General features: G+C 59.0%; 15 protein-coding genes. 12 read left to right on the forward strand and 3 right to left on the reverse strand.

Annotation, left to right across the window (positions count from 1 at the left end; genetic code table 11):
* Nucleotides 1-104 precede the first annotated feature (104 nt).
* Genes H096_RS11545 through H096_RS11555 form a run of 3 tightly spaced genes read left to right on the forward strand, consistent with a single transcriptional unit; the run spans nucleotide 105 to nucleotide 2784 of the window.
* The gene (locus H096_RS11545) at nucleotides 105-983 is read left to right on the forward strand and encodes an ABC transporter substrate-binding protein (protein WP_033898293.1); all 879 of its coding nucleotides are present in this window, start codon (nucleotides 105-107) and stop codon (nucleotides 981-983) included.
* A complete protein-coding gene (locus tag H096_RS11550) occupies nucleotides 980-2017 on the forward strand; it encodes an iron ABC transporter permease (RefSeq protein WP_033898294.1) in 1038 nt (345 codons plus the stop codon). The genes H096_RS11545 and H096_RS11550 overlap by 4 nt, the downstream gene beginning before the upstream one ends.
* Nucleotides 2017-2784, forward strand: coding sequence for a heme ABC transporter ATP-binding protein (locus H096_RS11555; RefSeq protein ID WP_033898295.1), 768 nt, complete (start codon nucleotides 2017-2019; stop codon nucleotides 2782-2784). The genes H096_RS11550 and H096_RS11555 overlap by 1 nt, the downstream gene beginning before the upstream one ends.
* A gap of 243 nt (nucleotides 2785-3027) precedes the next feature.
* On the opposite strand, the gene H096_RS11560 is transcribed toward H096_RS11555, so the two are convergent.
* From H096_RS11560 to H096_RS11570, 3 genes are all read right to left on the reverse strand, one after another.
* Nucleotides 3028-3300, reverse strand: a complete 273-nt coding sequence (locus H096_RS11560; protein WP_010206563.1) for a TfoX/Sxy family protein — start codon at nucleotides 3298-3300, stop codon at nucleotides 3028-3030.
* 191 nt (nucleotides 3301-3491) lie between these two features.
* Nucleotides 3492-3836 (reverse strand): pentapeptide repeat-containing protein, encoded by a 345-nt coding sequence (locus tag H096_RS11565; RefSeq protein WP_033898296.1) that lies wholly within the window; start codon nucleotides 3834-3836, stop codon nucleotides 3492-3494.
* A 93-nt stretch (nucleotides 3837-3929) separates the two neighbouring features.
* Complete coding sequence (locus H096_RS11570; protein WP_033898298.1) at nucleotides 3930-5486, reverse strand: bifunctional aminoglycoside phosphotransferase/ATP-binding protein; 1557 nt, start codon at nucleotides 5484-5486, stop codon at nucleotides 3930-3932.
* A 118-nt stretch (nucleotides 5487-5604) separates the two neighbouring features.
* Here H096_RS11570 and mrcB point away from each other — a divergent pair, with 118 nt between their 5' ends.
* The 9 genes from mrcB to msrQ all read left to right on the forward strand — a co-directional run bounded on the left by mrcB (nucleotide 5605) and on the right by msrQ (nucleotide 15423).
* Entirely contained in the window at nucleotides 5605-7929 is a 2325-nt protein-coding gene (gene mrcB, locus H096_RS11575) for a penicillin-binding protein 1B (RefSeq protein ID WP_033898300.1), read from the forward strand.
* A gap of 16 nt (nucleotides 7930-7945) precedes the next feature.
* Nucleotides 7946-8680, forward strand: a complete 735-nt coding sequence (locus tag H096_RS11580; protein WP_033898301.1) for a tetratricopeptide repeat protein — start codon at nucleotides 7946-7948, stop codon at nucleotides 8678-8680.
* A complete protein-coding gene (locus H096_RS11585; RefSeq protein ID WP_033898302.1) occupies nucleotides 8680-9009 on the forward strand; it encodes a YqcC family protein in 330 nt (109 codons plus the stop codon). Before H096_RS11580 ends, H096_RS11585 begins: the two co-directional genes overlap by 1 nt.
* Nucleotides 9010-9440: 431 nt before the next feature.
* Complete coding sequence (locus H096_RS11590) at nucleotides 9441-11165, forward strand: acetolactate synthase 3 large subunit (RefSeq protein ID WP_033898305.1); 1725 nt, start codon at nucleotides 9441-9443, stop codon at nucleotides 11163-11165.
* 2 nt (nucleotides 11166-11167) lie between these two features.
* Nucleotides 11168-11659 (forward strand): acetolactate synthase small subunit, encoded by a 492-nt coding sequence (ilvN, locus tag H096_RS11595; protein WP_003176102.1) that lies wholly within the window; start codon nucleotides 11168-11170, stop codon nucleotides 11657-11659.
* 47 nt (nucleotides 11660-11706) lie between these two features.
* Nucleotides 11707-12723, forward strand: coding sequence for a ketol-acid reductoisomerase (ilvC, locus tag H096_RS11600; protein WP_003176099.1), 1017 nt, complete (start codon nucleotides 11707-11709; stop codon nucleotides 12721-12723).
* 145 nt (nucleotides 12724-12868) lie between these two features.
* Nucleotides 12869-13726, forward strand: a complete 858-nt coding sequence (pssA, locus tag H096_RS11605; RefSeq protein ID WP_016976855.1) for a CDP-diacylglycerol--serine O-phosphatidyltransferase — start codon at nucleotides 12869-12871, stop codon at nucleotides 13724-13726.
* 63 nt (nucleotides 13727-13789) lie between these two features.
* The gene (gene msrP, locus H096_RS11610) at nucleotides 13790-14803 is read left to right on the forward strand and encodes a protein-methionine-sulfoxide reductase catalytic subunit MsrP (RefSeq protein ID WP_033898303.1); all 1014 of its coding nucleotides are present in this window, start codon (nucleotides 13790-13792) and stop codon (nucleotides 14801-14803) included.
* Nucleotides 14803-15423, forward strand: coding sequence for a protein-methionine-sulfoxide reductase heme-binding subunit MsrQ (msrQ, locus tag H096_RS11615; RefSeq protein WP_033898304.1), 621 nt, complete (start codon nucleotides 14803-14805; stop codon nucleotides 15421-15423). Before msrP ends, msrQ begins: the two co-directional genes overlap by 1 nt.
* Nucleotides 15424-15477 lie beyond the last annotated feature (54 nt).

Genomic DNA, 15477 nt, shown 5'->3' on the forward strand with positions numbered 1-15477 from the left:
CTTCGCCCGTTGGCTGACCGGGCGCTCAATACGATGCGGGGCAGGGGTTATCTGTCACATTGATGAGCGTTTGAGCGGCCCTGCCCCTGGAAGGAAACCCTGTTATGCGCCTGAGTGCCAGTGCTATTGCGCTTGTTGTCGGACTGCTGGTCAACCCTGGGGCGCAAGCCTCTGAACTGCCACAACGTTGGGTGAGTGCCGGTGGGGCGCTGTCGGAGTGGGTGACGGCCTTGGGCGGTGAGCCGAAGTTAGTGGGCGTGGATACCACCAGCCAGCACCCTGAGTCCCTCAAGGCGTTGCCGAGCATTGGTTACCAGCGACAGTTGTCCGCCGAGGGCATCTTGAGTCTGCGCCCGCAGGTGTTGGTGGGTACTGAAGAAATGGGCCCGCCGCCCATACTGGCGCAGATCCGCAGCGCAGGTGTGCAGGTGGAAATGTTCTCGGCGCAGCCTGACTTGCCGACGTTGAAGGGCAACCTTCAGCACCTGGGCAAGTTGCTGGGCGCTGAGGCCAAGGCCAACGAATTGTTTACCGGATATGAGCAGGCGCTGAACCAGCAGAAACGCTGGGTCGCCAAGGCTCAGGCCACCCAAAAGGCCCCCGGCGTATTGCTGTTGCTGGGTCATGCGGGCGGCAAGCCGCTGATCGCGGGCAAAGACACGGCGGCTGACTGGATGCTGCAGCAGGCGGGCGGACGCAACCTGGCCACCCATACCGGGTACAAGCCGTTTTCGGTGGAGTCGTTGGCGGGGTTGAGCCCGGATGTGTTGGTGTTTGCGGATCGTGCCCTGACCGGTGATGCGGCGCGTGCCGCACTGTTCAAAGAGAATCCGATCCTGGCGTCCACGCCGGCGGCCAAGGCTGGGCGGGTATTTGAGGTCGATCCTACATTGCTGGTCGGCGGGCTTGGGCCGCGTTTACCGCAAAGCCTCGCGGATCTGTCTGCCGGGTTCTACCCGTCCCAGGCCAAGCCAGCCCCATGACCACTCTGGTAAAACCGAAGACGCTGTTTGTTGGGCTGGCGCTGTTGTGTGCCTTGGCGATCTGGCTTTCTTTGGCGCTGGGGCCGGTCAGCTTACCGTTGTTGGATACGCTCAAAGCCGCCTTGCGCTTGATGGGGCTGCCGATTGAGGCTCAAGGGCTGGAGCAGGCTGAGCTGATTCTGGGGCAGATCCGGTTGCCGCGCACGTTGCTGGGCTTGGCTGTCGGCGGTGTGTTGGCCTTGTCTGGGGTGGCGATGCAGGGACTGTTCCGCAATCCCTTGGCTGATCCAGGCTTGGTGGGGGTTTCCAGTGGCGCTGCGCTGGGGGCGGCGGTGGCGATTGTCGGTGGTTCGTTTTTCGGCGGTTTGCCGGATGCGTTTGGCCCCTATCTTCTGTCGCTGTGTGCATTCCTGGGTGGGCTGGGTGTGACTGCACTGGTCTATCGACTGGGGCGGCGTAACGGCCAGACCAACGTCGCGACCATGCTGCTTGCCGGCATTGCCCTCACGGCGCTCGCCAGTTCAGCGGTGGGCCTGTTTACCTACCTGGCCGACGACGCCACCCTGCGCACCCTGACCTTTTGGAACCTGGGCAGCCTCAACGGCGCGAGCTATTCGCGGTTATGGCCATTGTTGCTGGTGAGCGCGGGCGTGGCGCTGTGGTTGCCGCGCCGGGCCAAGGCGTTGAATGCCTTGCTGCTGGGTGAGTCGGAGGCCAATCATCTCGGCATCGATGTGGAAGGGCTCAAGCGCGAATTGGTTTTCTGCACGGCGCTGGGCGTCGGGGCAGCGGTGGCTGCCGCGGGCATGATCGGTTTTGTAGGGCTGGTGGTGCCGCATCTGGTGCGTTTGCTGGCGGGGCCGGACCATCGCGTGTTGTTGCCGGCATCGGTTCTGGCAGGTGCGAGCCTGCTGTTGTTTGCCGATCTGGTCGCACGGCTTGCCCTGGCGCCGGCTGAATTGCCGATCGGTATCGTCACTGCGTTTATCGGCGCGCCGTTTTTTCTTTACCTCTTGTTGCGGGGGCGAGCCTGATGCTGCGTGTGGAAGACTTGCAGATCCGTCGTGGTCGCAAAACCGTGTTGGCGGATGTCACGCTTGATCTGTTACCGGGGGAAGTACTCGGCGTGCTGGGCCCCAATGGTGCGGGTAAAAGTACACTGCTCGGTGGATTGTGCGGTGAGCTGCACCCCGACCAAGGCAAGGTGTGGTTGGATCAACGCCCGTTGAACGAGTGGAGTGGTGCGCAGCGGGCGCAGCGCCTGGCGGTATTGCCGCAAAGCTCGACGCTGGACTTTGCTTTCCGTGTCGAAGAGGTAGTCGGCATGGGGCGCTTGCCTCATCAGACCGGGCGAGCCCGCGATGACGAGATTATTGAGGCGGCCCTGCAAGCGGCAGATGTCGGCCACTTGAGCGGCCGCAGCTACCTGGCGCTGTCCGGTGGCGAGCGTCAGCGGGTGCACCTGGCACGGGTGCTGGCGCAGTTATGGCCGGGCGAGGCGGGGCAGACGTTGCTGTTGGATGAGCCGACGTCGATGTTGGACCCGCTGCATCAACACACCACCTTGCAAGCCATTCGCACCTTTGCTGATCGAGGGGCGGCGGTGTTGGTGATCCTTCACGACTTGAACCTTGCAGCGCGTTACTGCGATCGGATTTTGCTGCTGGAGGCGGGGCGGCCACACGCATTGGATACGCCGGCGCAGGTGATGCAGCCTGAACCGTTGAAGGCGGTATTTGGTTTGGATGTGCTGGTGCAGCCACACCCTGAACGTGGTCACCCGCTGATCATTGCGCGCTGAAGGCGGCTTTCTTACAGGCAAAAAAAGACCCGGCAAGAGCCGGGTCAAATAACCGTGATTAGCCTGATGAGGAGATAATCTGAGAGTCCGAACCAATGGTCTTTCAGTTATCGGCTGATCTCGCGACCAGTTGTGATAATCATAACGATTCTCATTTGAGAGTCAACATTTGTTTTGCATGTTCTCTGCATTTTCTCAAACGCTTGTTCACAATGCCTGTAAATGCTGGGGTTAATCGACGAGCTAATTCTTCTGGCGTGCCGATAGCGCGTCCAATTGGCGGTTCAACGCTTCCTTGCGCTCGGCAGGAATGTCATTCCAGTGCACATCCATCAAAGCCCCTTCGATCGCATACAACAGCACTTTCGAGGCGCGAAACCCACGCGTCCGGACGGCCCGGTATGCATCGACCGCACCCAGGCGGCGCAAGTCCGACGCACTGTGGATGCCCACCGCATGCAGCCACTGTGCTGACGTCTTGCCGAGGTTTTTCAGGTGTTGCAGCTCATCGTTCATCAAGCCTCCTTGCGACGGCCGAATGGTGCGGTGGGTATCGAGACCAGGCAAGCCTGCAAAGGAGTGTAGCGCTCAGTAGGAAAAACGTGGTTCTTTAGTCGGAAACGGCCTAAAGCTTATAAGAATGGCGAGGTCAGGCAGGCGGGAAGTCCCCGGCTCGGCTGCGCGAACCGGGGCTTAAGCAGAGGGGTTCAGCGGGTGCGGTAGCGCAGGCGAGTACCGAAATTAACCGACATGAGGATCTCATCAGCGGTCAGCTCTGGTGGGAAGTACGTTCCGGAAATCTGCGCATGGGCCAGGCTGGCGCCTTCCAGTGGGCAGTCGCGCAAGTCCAGGCCGCGCAGGTCGGCGGAGCGGAAGTAGGCATCGGTGAAATCCACGCCAGCGGTGTTCAGCTCACGCAAATCCAGCCCGCGGAAGTCGCCACCGCGCATGTCGATGATCCCGTCTTTCGGGCGTTCCTGGTTGAAGCCACGGATATCGTCTTTATGCAGGAGCGAGTAAAGCGGCGTATCAAGAAGCTTGGGGTGACTCATGACGGCGACTCCTGTTGGATTTATGGCGCCATTATAGTGCCACTATTGCTTGGCCGTGCCCCCTAAGTAGACGACACGACCAAGAAATTTTTCTTACAGGCCAGGCAGGCGCTGACGAATATGCGCCACCAACGCGTCGAGGGTGCCACTTTCATTGGTCTCGACGCGTTTGCTGAGGAGCAATTCCTCGGCAGTCAGCGGGTCACGCTTGGCCTGTTGTTCTTCGATAATCGCCAGTGTCGCGTCGGAAGGATCGTTTTTGTCCGCCTGACGTTGTGCCAACCAACTGGCGATAACGGCTTGCGGCGCATTGCAATCCAGGATCAGGAAGGGCGCGCCGGTGGCCTCTGCTACTTTGGCCGCTGCATCGCGTTGTTCGCGTTTAAGGAAGGTCGCATCCAGCACCACCGGGTAACCGGCGCGTAGCACGGTATCGGCGATTTCATTCAAGCGTGCGTAAGTTGCCGCACTGGCGTCGGCCGCATAGATGCCGGCCTGTGGCGTGTTTTCCACTTGCTGTTCGCCGAACAGGCGCTTGCGCTCCACATCCGAACGCAGGCGAACGGCGCCCAGGGCTTCCACCAGTCGCATGGAAACGTGGCTTTTACCAACGGCCGAAACACCGTGGGTAATGGCCAGGAAGCGCGACGGAATGGTGCTGTAGCTTTCTGCCAGGTTGGCGTAGTTGCGGTATTGGCGCAGGGTCGTGGCGCGTTGCACCGGGCTGGCTTCACTCGGCATGCTGAACAGCGCGATCTTGGCGCGGACCAAGGCGCGGTAGGCTTTATAGAAGTTGAGCACTTCCAGGCCCTGATAGTCGCCGGTCAGCTCCAGGTATTGGCTGATAAAGCGGCGAGCCAGGGACTTGAGGCCCCGATCTTCAAGGTCCATGGCCAGGAAGCCGGTGTCGGCATATACATCGGTGAAGCGGAACGGCTCGTTGAACTCGATGCAGTCGAAGATCACCACATGACCATCGATCAAGGTGGCATTGCCCAGGTGAATATCACCGTGGCATTCGCGGGTGAAACCGTCTTTTTTGCGCTGGGAGAACAGTGGCTTGAGGCGCTCGAAGCTGCTTTCGGCCCAGGCCTGCAGAGCGTCCAACTGAGTCAGGTCGGCCTTGTCGCTGAGGAACGGACGGATCTGGTCGAAGTTCTGGCGAACCGGTGCCATGACCTCATCCGGGGTGCCGGCCGGGTGTTCCTGCGGGACTTTTGGCGCCGTGAGGTGGAAGTGCGCGATTTGCTTGGCCATCTCATCGATGTGCGCGCTGGTCAGTTCACCGTTGGCCTGCAAGGTGCTGAGCAGTTGGCTCTGCGGGAACTGGCGCATTTTCAGTGCGTATTCGATGGCCGGGCCGTCGCCGCCCAATTGCGGTGCTTCGGCACTGCCGGTGATCGGCAACACGTCAAGATACAAATCTTCGGTCAGGCGCTGGTTGAGGCGCAGTTCTTCCCGGCAGAAGTGGCCGCGCTTTTCCAGATCGGTGAAGTCGAGAAAGCCGAAGTTCATCGGCTTCTTCAGCTTATAGGCATACGGGCCGGTGAGGACAACCCAGGAAATATGGGTTTCGATGACTTGAAACGCTTCAACCGGGTGAGGGTATAAAGCCGGGTTTTGCAGGGCAGCGATCAGGGACTGGCTCACGGGCGATCCTTCAGAGTCTGGGGAAAAACATGGCGGGCATTATGGCCGCTACGAGCGGTCGTGCAAACCGCTGTTCGGCTCATGTTGATCATCAATAAAGTGCGTATAATCCGCCGCCATGACTCGAACCCGATCTCCCCGTTCCCGTAAAAAACCTCCTTCCCGTGGCCTGCGCCCTTGGCTGGGCTGGGCGCTCAAGCTCGGCCTGGTAGGCCTGGTAGTACTCGCTGGCTTTGCGGTGTACCTCGATGCCGTGGTGCAGGAGAAGTTCTCTGGCAAGCGCTGGACCATTCCGGCCAAGGTGTACGCACGCCCGCTGGAACTGTTCACCGGCCAGAAGCTGAGCAAGGACGACTTCCTTACCGAGCTCGACGCCTTGGGCTACCGCCGCGAACCCGTGAGCAACGGTCCCGGTGCCGCAGCCGTCAGTGGTAACACTGTCGACCTGAATACCCGTGGCTTCCAGTTCTACGAGGGCCTGGAGAAAGCCCAGCCGGTGCGCGTGCGCTTCTCTGGCGATTATGTAGCTGAACTGTCGTCGCTCAACGGTTCAAAGTTGCCGGTGGTTCGCCTCGAACCGCTGATGATTGGCGGCATTTACCCGAAAAACCTTGAAGACCGCATCCTGATCAAGCTCGATCAGGTGCCGCCGTATCTGCTGGAAACCCTGGTTGCCGTAGAAGACCGCGATTTCTACCATCACTGGGGTGTCTCGCCCAAGTCGATCGCCCGCGCAGTCTGGGTGAACACTTCCGGGGGCAAGATGACTCAGGGCGGCAGTACGCTGACGCAACAATTGGTCAAGAACTTCTACCTGACCAACGAGCGCAGCCTGACCCGCAAGCTCACCGAAGCGATGATGGCGATGCTGCTGGAGCTGCACTACAGCAAGCAGGAGATCCTTGAGGCGTACCTCAACGAGGTATTCGTCGGTCAGGATGGCCAGCGCGCCGTGCACGGCTTCGGTTTGGCGAGCCAGTTCTTCTTTGGTCAGCCGCTGTCCGAACTGAAGTTGCACCAAGTCGCGTTGCTGGTGGGCATGGTCAAGGGACCGTCCTACTACAACCCGCGCCGCAATCCTGAGCGTGCGCTGGAGCGTCGCAATCTGGTGCTCGACGTGCTTGAGCAGCAAGGCGTTGCCACGGCTGAACAAGTCGCCGCGGCCAAGAAAATGCCACTGGGTGTAACCACTCGCGGCAAACTGGCAGACAGCTCCTTCCCAGGCTTTATCGACCTGGTCAAACGCCAACTGCGTGAAGACTACCGCGACGAAGACTTGACCGAAGAAGGCCTGCGGATCTTCACCAGTTTCGACCCGATCCTGCAGATGAAAGCCGAAGCGTCGGTCAATGACACCTTCAAACGCCTGACGGGCCGCAAAGGTTCTGATGAAGTCGAAGCGGCCATGGTGGTGACCAACCCGGAGACCGGTGAAGTACAGGCCATGATCGGCAGCCGTCAGGCTAGCTTTGCCGGCTTCAACCGCGCACTGGATGCGGTGCGGCCGATCGGCTCGCTGGTCAAGCCCGCCGTTTACCTGACCGCCTTGGAAAAACCGAGCAAGTACACCCTGACCAGTTGGTTGTCGGATGATCCGCTGTCGGTCAAAGGGGCTGATGGCCAGGTGTGGACGCCGCAGAACTTCGACCGTCGCTCCCACGGTACGGTGTTCCTGTATCAGGGTATTGCGCACTCCTACAACATTTCCACGTCGCGTCTGGGCCTTGAAGTCGGCGTACCGAATGTCCTCAAGACCATCGCGCGGCTGGGTGTCACCCGTGAGTTCCCTGCCTTCCCGTCGATCCTGCTGGGCGCTGGCGCAATGACGCCGATGGAAGTTGCGACCATGTACCAGACCCTTGCCAACGGTGGCTTCAATACGCCGATGCGCGGGATCCGCAGTGTATTGACCGCGGAGGGCGAGCCGCTCAAACGCTACCCGTTCCAGATTCAGCAGCGGTTTGACGCAGGTTCCATCTACCTGATCCAGAACGCCATGCAGCGCGTGATGCGTGAAGGTACCGGGCGTTCGGTCTACAGCGTGCTGCCAGCGAACCTGACGTTGGCGGGCAAGACCGGCACCAGTAACGATTCGCGTGACAGCTGGTTTGCCGGTTTCGGCCAGGATGTGCTGGCAGTGGTGTGGCTGGGGCGTGACGATAACGGCAAGACGCCATTCACCGGTGCGACCGGTGCGTTGCAGGTCTGGACCAGTTTCATGCGTAAGGCCGACCCGTTGCCGTTGAATATGCCGCAGCCGGATAACATCGTGCAGGCCTGGATCGATCCACACACGGGGCAGGGCTCCGATGCCAACTGTCCGGGCGCGGTGCAGATGCCGTATATTCGCGGCAGCGAACCGCCACCCGGCGCCGCGTGCGGTGGCAGTGCCCCTGCAGATGCGGAATCGGTGATGGATTGGGTCAAGGGCTGGATGAATTAAGCAAAGAGGGTTTCAAGTGAACAAGTGGTTGTTTCCAGCTATTACAGCTCTGGCTTTGCTCGGCGGTTGCTCCAGCGTGCAGCGCGGCTCCATTCCCGTGGTGGACTCGAGCACGGCCGTCTCCAATAACGATCGGATTTCGGCGAATGGCGGTTTCCGCCAGACCGTGACCAATCGTCCTGCCCAAGCCAAACCACAGGCGGTGCCGCAGGATTCGGGTGTGGTAGTGATGGTGCCAGGCGGTGGCGCAGCGACATCGGCACCGATCAGTGCCGAGCCATGGACCCCAGGGCCAAGCACTTCCGGCCCGATCGATACCACGCCGATCCAGGCGGCCCCGATCAACCAGGGCAGCTACAACATGCCATCGACGCCGAGTGGCATTCCATCCTCGTCCAACGGCAGTGGCCTGTCGGCTGATGAGCAACTGGATGGCCCGGTGCTGGCGTTGTTGACCACTGCCCAGCAACAGCAGGCGGGCGGTGATTTGAACGGTGCGTCGTCGAGTCTTGAGCGTGCCCAACGCGTTGCGCCGCGTGAGCCGCAAGTGCTATATCGCCTGGCCCAGGTACGCATGGCCCAGGGTGATGCACCGCAGGCCGAGCAGTTCGCCCGTCGCGGCTTGTCGCTCGCCAACGGCCGTCCCGACCTGCAAGCCAGCCTGTGGGCGTTGATTGGCGACGCGCGTGCCGCGCAAGGCGATGCCGCCGGTGCTGCCCAGGCGCGTCAAAAAGCCAAGGTCAGCCTCTGATGGATGCACGCTTTCCCGCCATCGCCGAACAGTTGTTGCTCATAGAGCGAGAGTTGCGCGTGCAGGGCTGGTGGGACGATGTGTCCCCCAGCGCCGAGGCGCTCGGCAGTGTCGAGCCGTTTTCCGTGGATACCCTGGATTTCCACCAGTGGTTGCAGTGGATCTTCCTGGTGCGCATGAAGCAGATCCTCGAACAGGACCTGCCGCTGCCCAATGCCTCGGGTATTCTGGAAATGGCCGAGATGGTCTATGCCGACCGCCCGCAAGAGAGCCTTGGCTTGCGTAATGCGCTGAAAAAGTTCGACCAATTGATCGTCGACGCTCGTTAATTGCCTGACTGCCGGTTTTTCCGGCAGTCTTGCGCACATTTCTACCGCTTGACGACATTCAGGCGAGTTTTATCCCTCCTCAAAGCCCTTTCTCCTACGTTCTCATGCGCTTAGTTGGAAAAAAGCGCAATTATTGCTTGACTTGAAGGGCCTGAAACAGAAGAATCCAAAGTCCGCTGTATCGGGACTGCCAGAAGCAGGCCCGCTCAGCAGATCATGAGGCGCACATCCGCGCCGACCTGTTACACCCGCAACGCGTTACCTCGCGCTGGGTGGGAAAAGCCCGCAACACTTGGGACGATCCCAATACTTGCTCAGTCAGTGCTGACGTAGTCGGCGACCACCGTCGCTCATGCTCTGTTGAGAAGTAAACCTATTAAGACCCGTCGGTTTTCAACGGACGGTATTCTGGCGTTTTAGAGGTGAACAACGTGGAGCTTTTATCTGGTGGTGAGATGCTCGTCCGCTTTTTGCGTGACGAAGGCGTCGACTATATCTACGGGTACCCAGGTGGTGCTCTGCTGCATGTCTACGACGCACTGTTCAAGGAACCGGCTGTTACCCACATCCTGGTTCGCCACGAACAGGCCGCGACCCATATGGCTGACGGTTACGCCCGTGCCACCGGTAAAGCCGGCGTGGTACTGGTAACGTCCGGGCCAGGCGCAACCAATGCCATTACCGGCATCGCGACTGCGTATATGGACTCCATCCCGATGGTGATCATTTCCGGCCAGGTGCCTAGCACCATGGTAGGCACCGATGCATTCCAGGAAACCGACATGATCGGTATCTCCCGGCCGATCGTGAAACACAGCTTCATGATCAAGCATCCCTCGGAAATCCCGGAAGTCATGAAAAAGGCCTTCTACCTCGCACAGTCCGGTCGTCCGGGCCCTGTTGTGGTCGATATCCCGAAAGACATGACCAACCCGGCGGAAAAATTCGAATACATCTTCCCGAAGAAAGCCAAGCTGCGTTCCTACAGCCCGGCCGTGCGTGGGCACTCGGGGCAAATCCGCAAGGCGGCAGAAATGCTCCTGGCGGCCAAGCGTCCTGTGTTGTACTCGGGCGGTGGCGTGATTCTGGGCGGCGGTTCCGCACCGTTGACCGAATTGGCCAAGCTGCTCAACCTGCCGGTGACCAACACCCTGATGGGCCTTGGCGCATTCCCGGGCACCGACCGTCAGTTCGTCGGCATGCTGGGTATGCACGGCAGCTACACCGCCAACCTGGCCATGCACCACGCTGACGTGATCCTGGCAGTGGGCGCACGTTTCGATGACCGTGTGATCAACGGCGCGAGCAAATTTTGCCCGAATGCCAAGATCATCCACATCGACATCGACCCGGCATCCATCTCCAAGACCATCAAGGCCGACGTGCCGATCGTAGGTCCTGTGGAAAGCGTATTGACCGAAATGGTCGCTGCACTGAAGGACATCGGCGAGACGCCGAACAAGGAATCCGTTGCCAGCTGGTGGAAGCAGATCGACGAATGGCGCGGTGATCGCGGCCTGTTCCCTTATGACAAGGGCGACGGCAGCGTCATCAAGCCACAAACCGTGATCGAAACCCTGTGCGAAGTGACCAAGGGCGACGCCTTTGTGACCTCCGACGTGGGCCAGCACCAGATGTTCGCCGCGCAGTACTACAAGTTCGACAAGCCAAACCGCTGGATCAACTCCGGTGGCCTGGGCACGATGGGCTTTGGTTTCCCGGCGGCCATGGGTGTGAAGCTGAGCTTCCCGGACACTGACGTTGCATGTGTCACCGGTGAAGGCAGCATCCAGATGAACATCCAGGAACTGTCGACCTGCTTGCAGTACGGCCTTCCGGTGAAGATCGTCTGCCTGAACAACGGCGTACTGGGCATGGTTCGCCAGTGGCAAGACATGAGCTACAACAGCCGTCACTCCCACTCCTACATGGAGTCGCTGCCAGATTTCGTAAAATTGGTTGAAGCCTATGGCCACGTTGGCATTCGCATCACCGATCTGAAAGATCTGAAGCCGAAGATGGAAGAGGCGTTCGCCATGAAGGACCGCCTGGTGTTCATCGATATCAAGGTGGATACCAGCGAGCACGTCTACCCGATGCAGATCAAAGACGGCTCTATGCGCGACATGTGGCTGAACAAGACGGAGCGTACTTAATCATGCGGCATATTATCTCCCTGCTTCTGGAGAACGAACCCGGCGCTCTGTCTCGTGTTGTCGGTCTGTTTTCGCAACGCAACTACAACATCGAAAGCCTGACCGTGGCTCCGACCGAAGACCCGACTCTGTCGCGCCTGACGTTGACCACTGTGGGCCACGATGAGGTGATCGAACAGATCACCAAGAACCTCAACAAGCTGATCGAAGTGGTCAAGCTGGTCGACCTGTCGGAAAGTGCCCACATTGAGCGCGAGCTGATGCTGGTCAAGGTCAAGGCCACCGGCGCCCAGCGTGCCGAGATCAAACGGACTACCGACATTTATCGCGGGCAGATCGTCGATGTGAGCGCCAGCGTTTATACCGTGCAACTGACCGGTACAAGCGACAAGCTGGACAGCTTCATCCAGTCGATCGGGACGGCCTCGATTCTGGAAACGGTACGCAGTGGTGTCACCGGGATTGCCCGTGGCGACAAAGTACTCAGCATCTAACCCAAATTAGTGAATGGCCTTACGGCCTGGATATATAGAGGAACCTCATGAAAGTTTATTACGATAAAGATTGTGACCTGTCGATCATCCAGGGCAAGAAAGTCGCCATCATCGGCTACGGCTCCCAAGGTCACGCGCAAGCTTGCAACCTGAAAGATTCCGGCGTTGACGTGACTGTTGGCCTGCGCAAAGGCTCGGCCACTGTTGCCAAGGCTGAGGCCCACGGCCTGAAAGTGACTGACGTTGCTTCCGCCGTTGCTGCTGCCGACCTGGTCATGATCCTGACCCCGGACGAGTTCCAGTCCGCGCTGTACAAGAACGAAATCGAGCCGAACATCAAGAAGGGCGCCACCCTGGCCTTCTCCCACGGCTTCGCGATCCACTACAACCAGGTTGTGCCGCGCGCTGACCTCGACGTGATCATGATCGCGCCGAAAGCACCGGGCCACACCGTGCGTTCCGAGTTCGTCAAAGGCGGCGGCATCCCTGACCTGATCGCGATCTACCAGGACGCATCGGGCAACGCCAAGAACGTGGCACTGTCCTACGCTGCTGGCGTCGGTGGCGGTCGTACCGGCATCATCGAAACCACCTTCAAAGACGAGACTGAAACCGACCTGTTCGGCGAGCAAGCTGTTCTGTGCGGCGGTACCGTTGAACTGGTAAAAGCTGGTTTCGAGACCCTGGTTGAAGCCGGCTACGCGCCGGAAATGGCCTACTTCGAGTGCCTGCACGAACTGAAGCTGATCGTTGACCTCATGTACGAAGGCGGTATCGCCAACATGAACTACTCGATCTCCAACAACGCTGAGTACGGCGAATACGTGACTGGCCCGGAAGTGATCAACGCCGAGTCCCGTCAGGCCATGCGCAACGCCCTGAAACGTATTCAGGACGGCGAATACGCCAAAATGTTCATCAGCGAAGGCGCTACCGGCTACCCTTCGATGACTGCCAAGCGTCGTAACAACGCCGCTCACGGTATCGAAGTCATCGGCGAGCAACTGCGCTCCATGATGCCGTGGATCGGTGCCAACAAGATCGTCGACAAAGCCAAGAACTAAGTCGTACGTGTCAACGGAAAACGCGGCTTAGGCCGCGTTTTTTCGTTTGGGGGGCGGGTTCTGGTATAAAGCTGCATCGTTTGCGGGCGAACACGCGCCGCAAGTATTTGTCGAATTCTTTTCACACCGTTGCAAGGTAAAGTCCATGAGCGAACGTCCCGAAGAGCCAAACCAGGCTCCTGACGCCGAAAGCCTGCTGCCGATCGATGAACATGTCGAAGAAGGGCATGACGCTGAAGGCCGCAAGGTCCGGCATCGTGGCATCTATCTTTTGCCCAACCTGTTCACCACGGCGAACCTGTTTGCCGGGTTCTACTCCATCATCAACTCCATGAGCGCCCAAAGCGCACTGGCGGCAGGTGATGCGGCGAGTGCCAGCAAGTATTTCGGCTTTGCTGCCATCGCCATCTTTGTTGCCATGGTGCTCGACGGCCTGGATGGTCGTGTTGCGCGCATGACCAATACGCAAAGTGCCTTCGGTGCCGAGTACGACTCGTTGTCGGACATGGTCGCGTTTGGTGTTGCGCCCGCGTTGCTGGCATTTGCCTGGGCGCTGGGTGACATGGGCAAGGTCGGTTGGATGGTTGCCTTCATCTATGTCGCGGGTGCTGCGTTGCGCCTGGCGCGCTTCAATACCCAAGTGGGGACTGCCGATAAGCGTTACTTCATCGGTCTGGCCAGCCCGGCCGCTGCGGGTGTGGTGGCAGGTATTGTCTGGGCATTCAGCGATTACGGCATCCAGGGTTCGAAGATGTCGTTCCTGGTAGCCTTGATGGTGGCTGCGGCCGGCATGCTGATGGTCAGCAACATCAAGTACAACAGCTTCAAGGAACTGGACTTGAAGGGGCGTGTGCCTTTCGTGGCGATTCTGGCAGTGGTGCTGGTGTTCGCCGTGGTGTTCAGCGATCCGCCGCGCATTCTGCTGCTGGCGTTCCTGGTCTACGCCGCTTCAGGTCCGGTTCAGTACTTGCTGCACCTGCGCCGCGACAAAACATTGCCTTAATGTAATTTCCCCCATACTCCGCAGTCTATTGGTGCATCAGTTCTCCAATGCTGCGGAGTTGCCATGTTAATCAAATTGCCCAAAGCGTCCGATTGCCACGAATCGGACGTCACACCTGAATCCTTCTACCTCTCTCGCCGTAGCTTGCTCGGTGGTGCGCTTGCTGGCATCGCAGCCAGCAGCCTGCCGCGTTGGGCGAGTGCCGATGAGGCCGCGCGTTACGCTGATGTTGAACCGGGTAAGGCGCCGAATTGGTTTACCGAGAAACTGCCGGGAACGAAATGGCAGGCGATCACGGTAAAGGACGAAGCGATCACGCCGTTCAAGGATGCAACCCACTACAACAACTTCTATGAGTTCGGTACAGGTAAGGGCGACCCGGCAACCAATGCGGGCTCACTCAAGACCGAGCCTTGGAGCGTAGTGATTGATGGCGAAGTTGCGAAGCCAGGCCGTTATGCCCTGGAAGACTTCATGAAGCCGTATCAGTTAGAAGAGCGTATCTACCGTCTGCGCTGTGTCGAAGCGTGGTCGATGGTTATTCCATGGATCGGTTTTCCGATCTCGGCGTTGCTCAAACAGGTTGAGCCGACTTCCAAGGCCAAATACATTCGTTTTGAAACGCTCCAGGATCCCAAGAGCATGCCGGGGCAGCGTTCGAGTTTTGGCTTGATTGATTGGCCTTATGTAGAGGGGCTGCGACTGGATGAGGCGATGAATCCTCTGGCGATCCTAGCTGTGGGGATGTATGGGCGTGAATTACCTAACCAGAATGGCGCGCCGCTGCGGTTGGTCGTGCCATGGAAGTATGGCTTCAAGAGTGTGAAGTCGATTGTCCGCATCAGTCTTGTAAGCGAGCAGCCGAAAACCACCTGGCAGAGCATTGCAGCGGACGAATATGGTTTTTATGCGAATGTGAACCCTACGGTTGACCATCCTCGCTGGACTCAAGCGCGGGAGCGTCGTCTGCCGAGTGGGTTGTTCAGTCCCAATGTGCGCGAGACTCAGATGTTCAATGGTTACTCGGATGAGGTGGCGTCTCTTTATACCGATCTCGACCTGCGGAAGAATTACTGATGCGCTACCCGATCTGGCGTATTGGCGTCTTTATAGCGGCGGCGGTTTGGCCGTTGTTCTGGCTATATGAAGCTTGGAGTTCTGTCCTGGGGCCGGATCCGGGCAAGGTGTTGGTTGACCGGCTGGGGCTCGGCACGTTGATACTGTTGTTGATCACCCTGGCAATGACCCCGTTGCAGAAGCTTAGCGGTTGGGCAGGGTGGATAGCGGTACGCCGGCAGCTTGGGTTGTGGTGCTTTGCTTATGTCGTGCTGCATCTGGCTGCTTATTGTGTGTTTGTGCTTGGGTTGGATTGGTCGCAACTGGGTGTGGAGCTGCGCAAGCGGCCTTACATAATTGTCGGGGCGTTGGGTTTCCTGTCGCTGTTGGTGCTGGCGGTGACGTCGAATCGTTACAGTCAGCGTCGGTTGGGCAGTCGCTGGAAGAAGCTGCATCGCCTGGTGTACGTGATTTTGGGGCTTGGCTTGCTTCACATGTTGTGGATTGTGCGGGCGGATCTCAAGGAATGGGCTATCTATGCCTCTATAGGTGCGCTGCTCCTGGTGCTACGGATCCCGCCTGTAATGCGCCGAATCCCGCGACTTATTGCGAAAAAGCCACTTTCTGCAACAAAAGCGTAATTAACGGTTGACGGCGAATTGTAACTGTCTATAATTCGCCCCACTTCCGGCGCA

Origin of the sequence: Pseudomonas sp. FH1, from assembly GCF_000510895.2 — a bacterium.
In the GTDB taxonomy this organism is placed as follows: Bacteria; Pseudomonadota; Gammaproteobacteria; order Pseudomonadales; family Pseudomonadaceae; genus Aquipseudomonas; species Aquipseudomonas azotoformans_A.

Excerpts from the sequence above, each read along its gene's own strand:
- msrQ (WP_033898304.1), top strand. The coding sequence starts at position 14,803 with ATGCGCTACCCGATCTGGCGTATTGGCGTCTTTATAGCGGCGGCGGTT.
- mrcB (WP_033898300.1), top strand. The coding sequence starts at position 5,605 with ATGACTCGAACCCGATCTCCCCGTTCCCGTAAAAAACCTCCTTCCCGT.
- pssA (WP_016976855.1), top strand. The coding sequence starts at position 12,869 with ATGAGCGAACGTCCCGAAGAGCCAAACCAGGCTCCTGACGCCGAAAGC.
- ilvN (WP_003176102.1), top strand. The coding sequence starts at position 11,168 with ATGCGGCATATTATCTCCCTGCTTCTGGAGAACGAACCCGGCGCTCTG.
- ilvC (WP_003176099.1), top strand. The coding sequence starts at position 11,707 with ATGAAAGTTTATTACGATAAAGATTGTGACCTGTCGATCATCCAGGGC.
- H096_RS11585 (WP_033898302.1), top strand. The coding sequence starts at position 8,680 with ATGGATGCACGCTTTCCCGCCATCGCCGAACAGTTGTTGCTCATAGAG.
- H096_RS11565 (WP_033898296.1), bottom strand. The coding sequence starts at position 3,836 with ATGAGTCACCCCAAGCTTCTTGATACGCCGCTTTACTCGCTCCTGCAT.
- H096_RS11560 (WP_010206563.1), bottom strand. The coding sequence starts at position 3,300 with ATGAACGATGAGCTGCAACACCTGAAAAACCTCGGCAAGACGTCAGCA.
- H096_RS11555 (WP_033898295.1), top strand. The coding sequence starts at position 2,017 with ATGCTGCGTGTGGAAGACTTGCAGATCCGTCGTGGTCGCAAAACCGTG.
- H096_RS11550 (WP_033898294.1), top strand. The coding sequence starts at position 980 with ATGACCACTCTGGTAAAACCGAAGACGCTGTTTGTTGGGCTGGCGCTG.
- H096_RS11545 (WP_033898293.1), top strand. The coding sequence starts at position 105 with ATGCGCCTGAGTGCCAGTGCTATTGCGCTTGTTGTCGGACTGCTGGTC.
- msrP (WP_033898303.1), top strand. The coding sequence starts at position 13,790 with ATGTTAATCAAATTGCCCAAAGCGTCCGATTGCCACGAATCGGACGTC.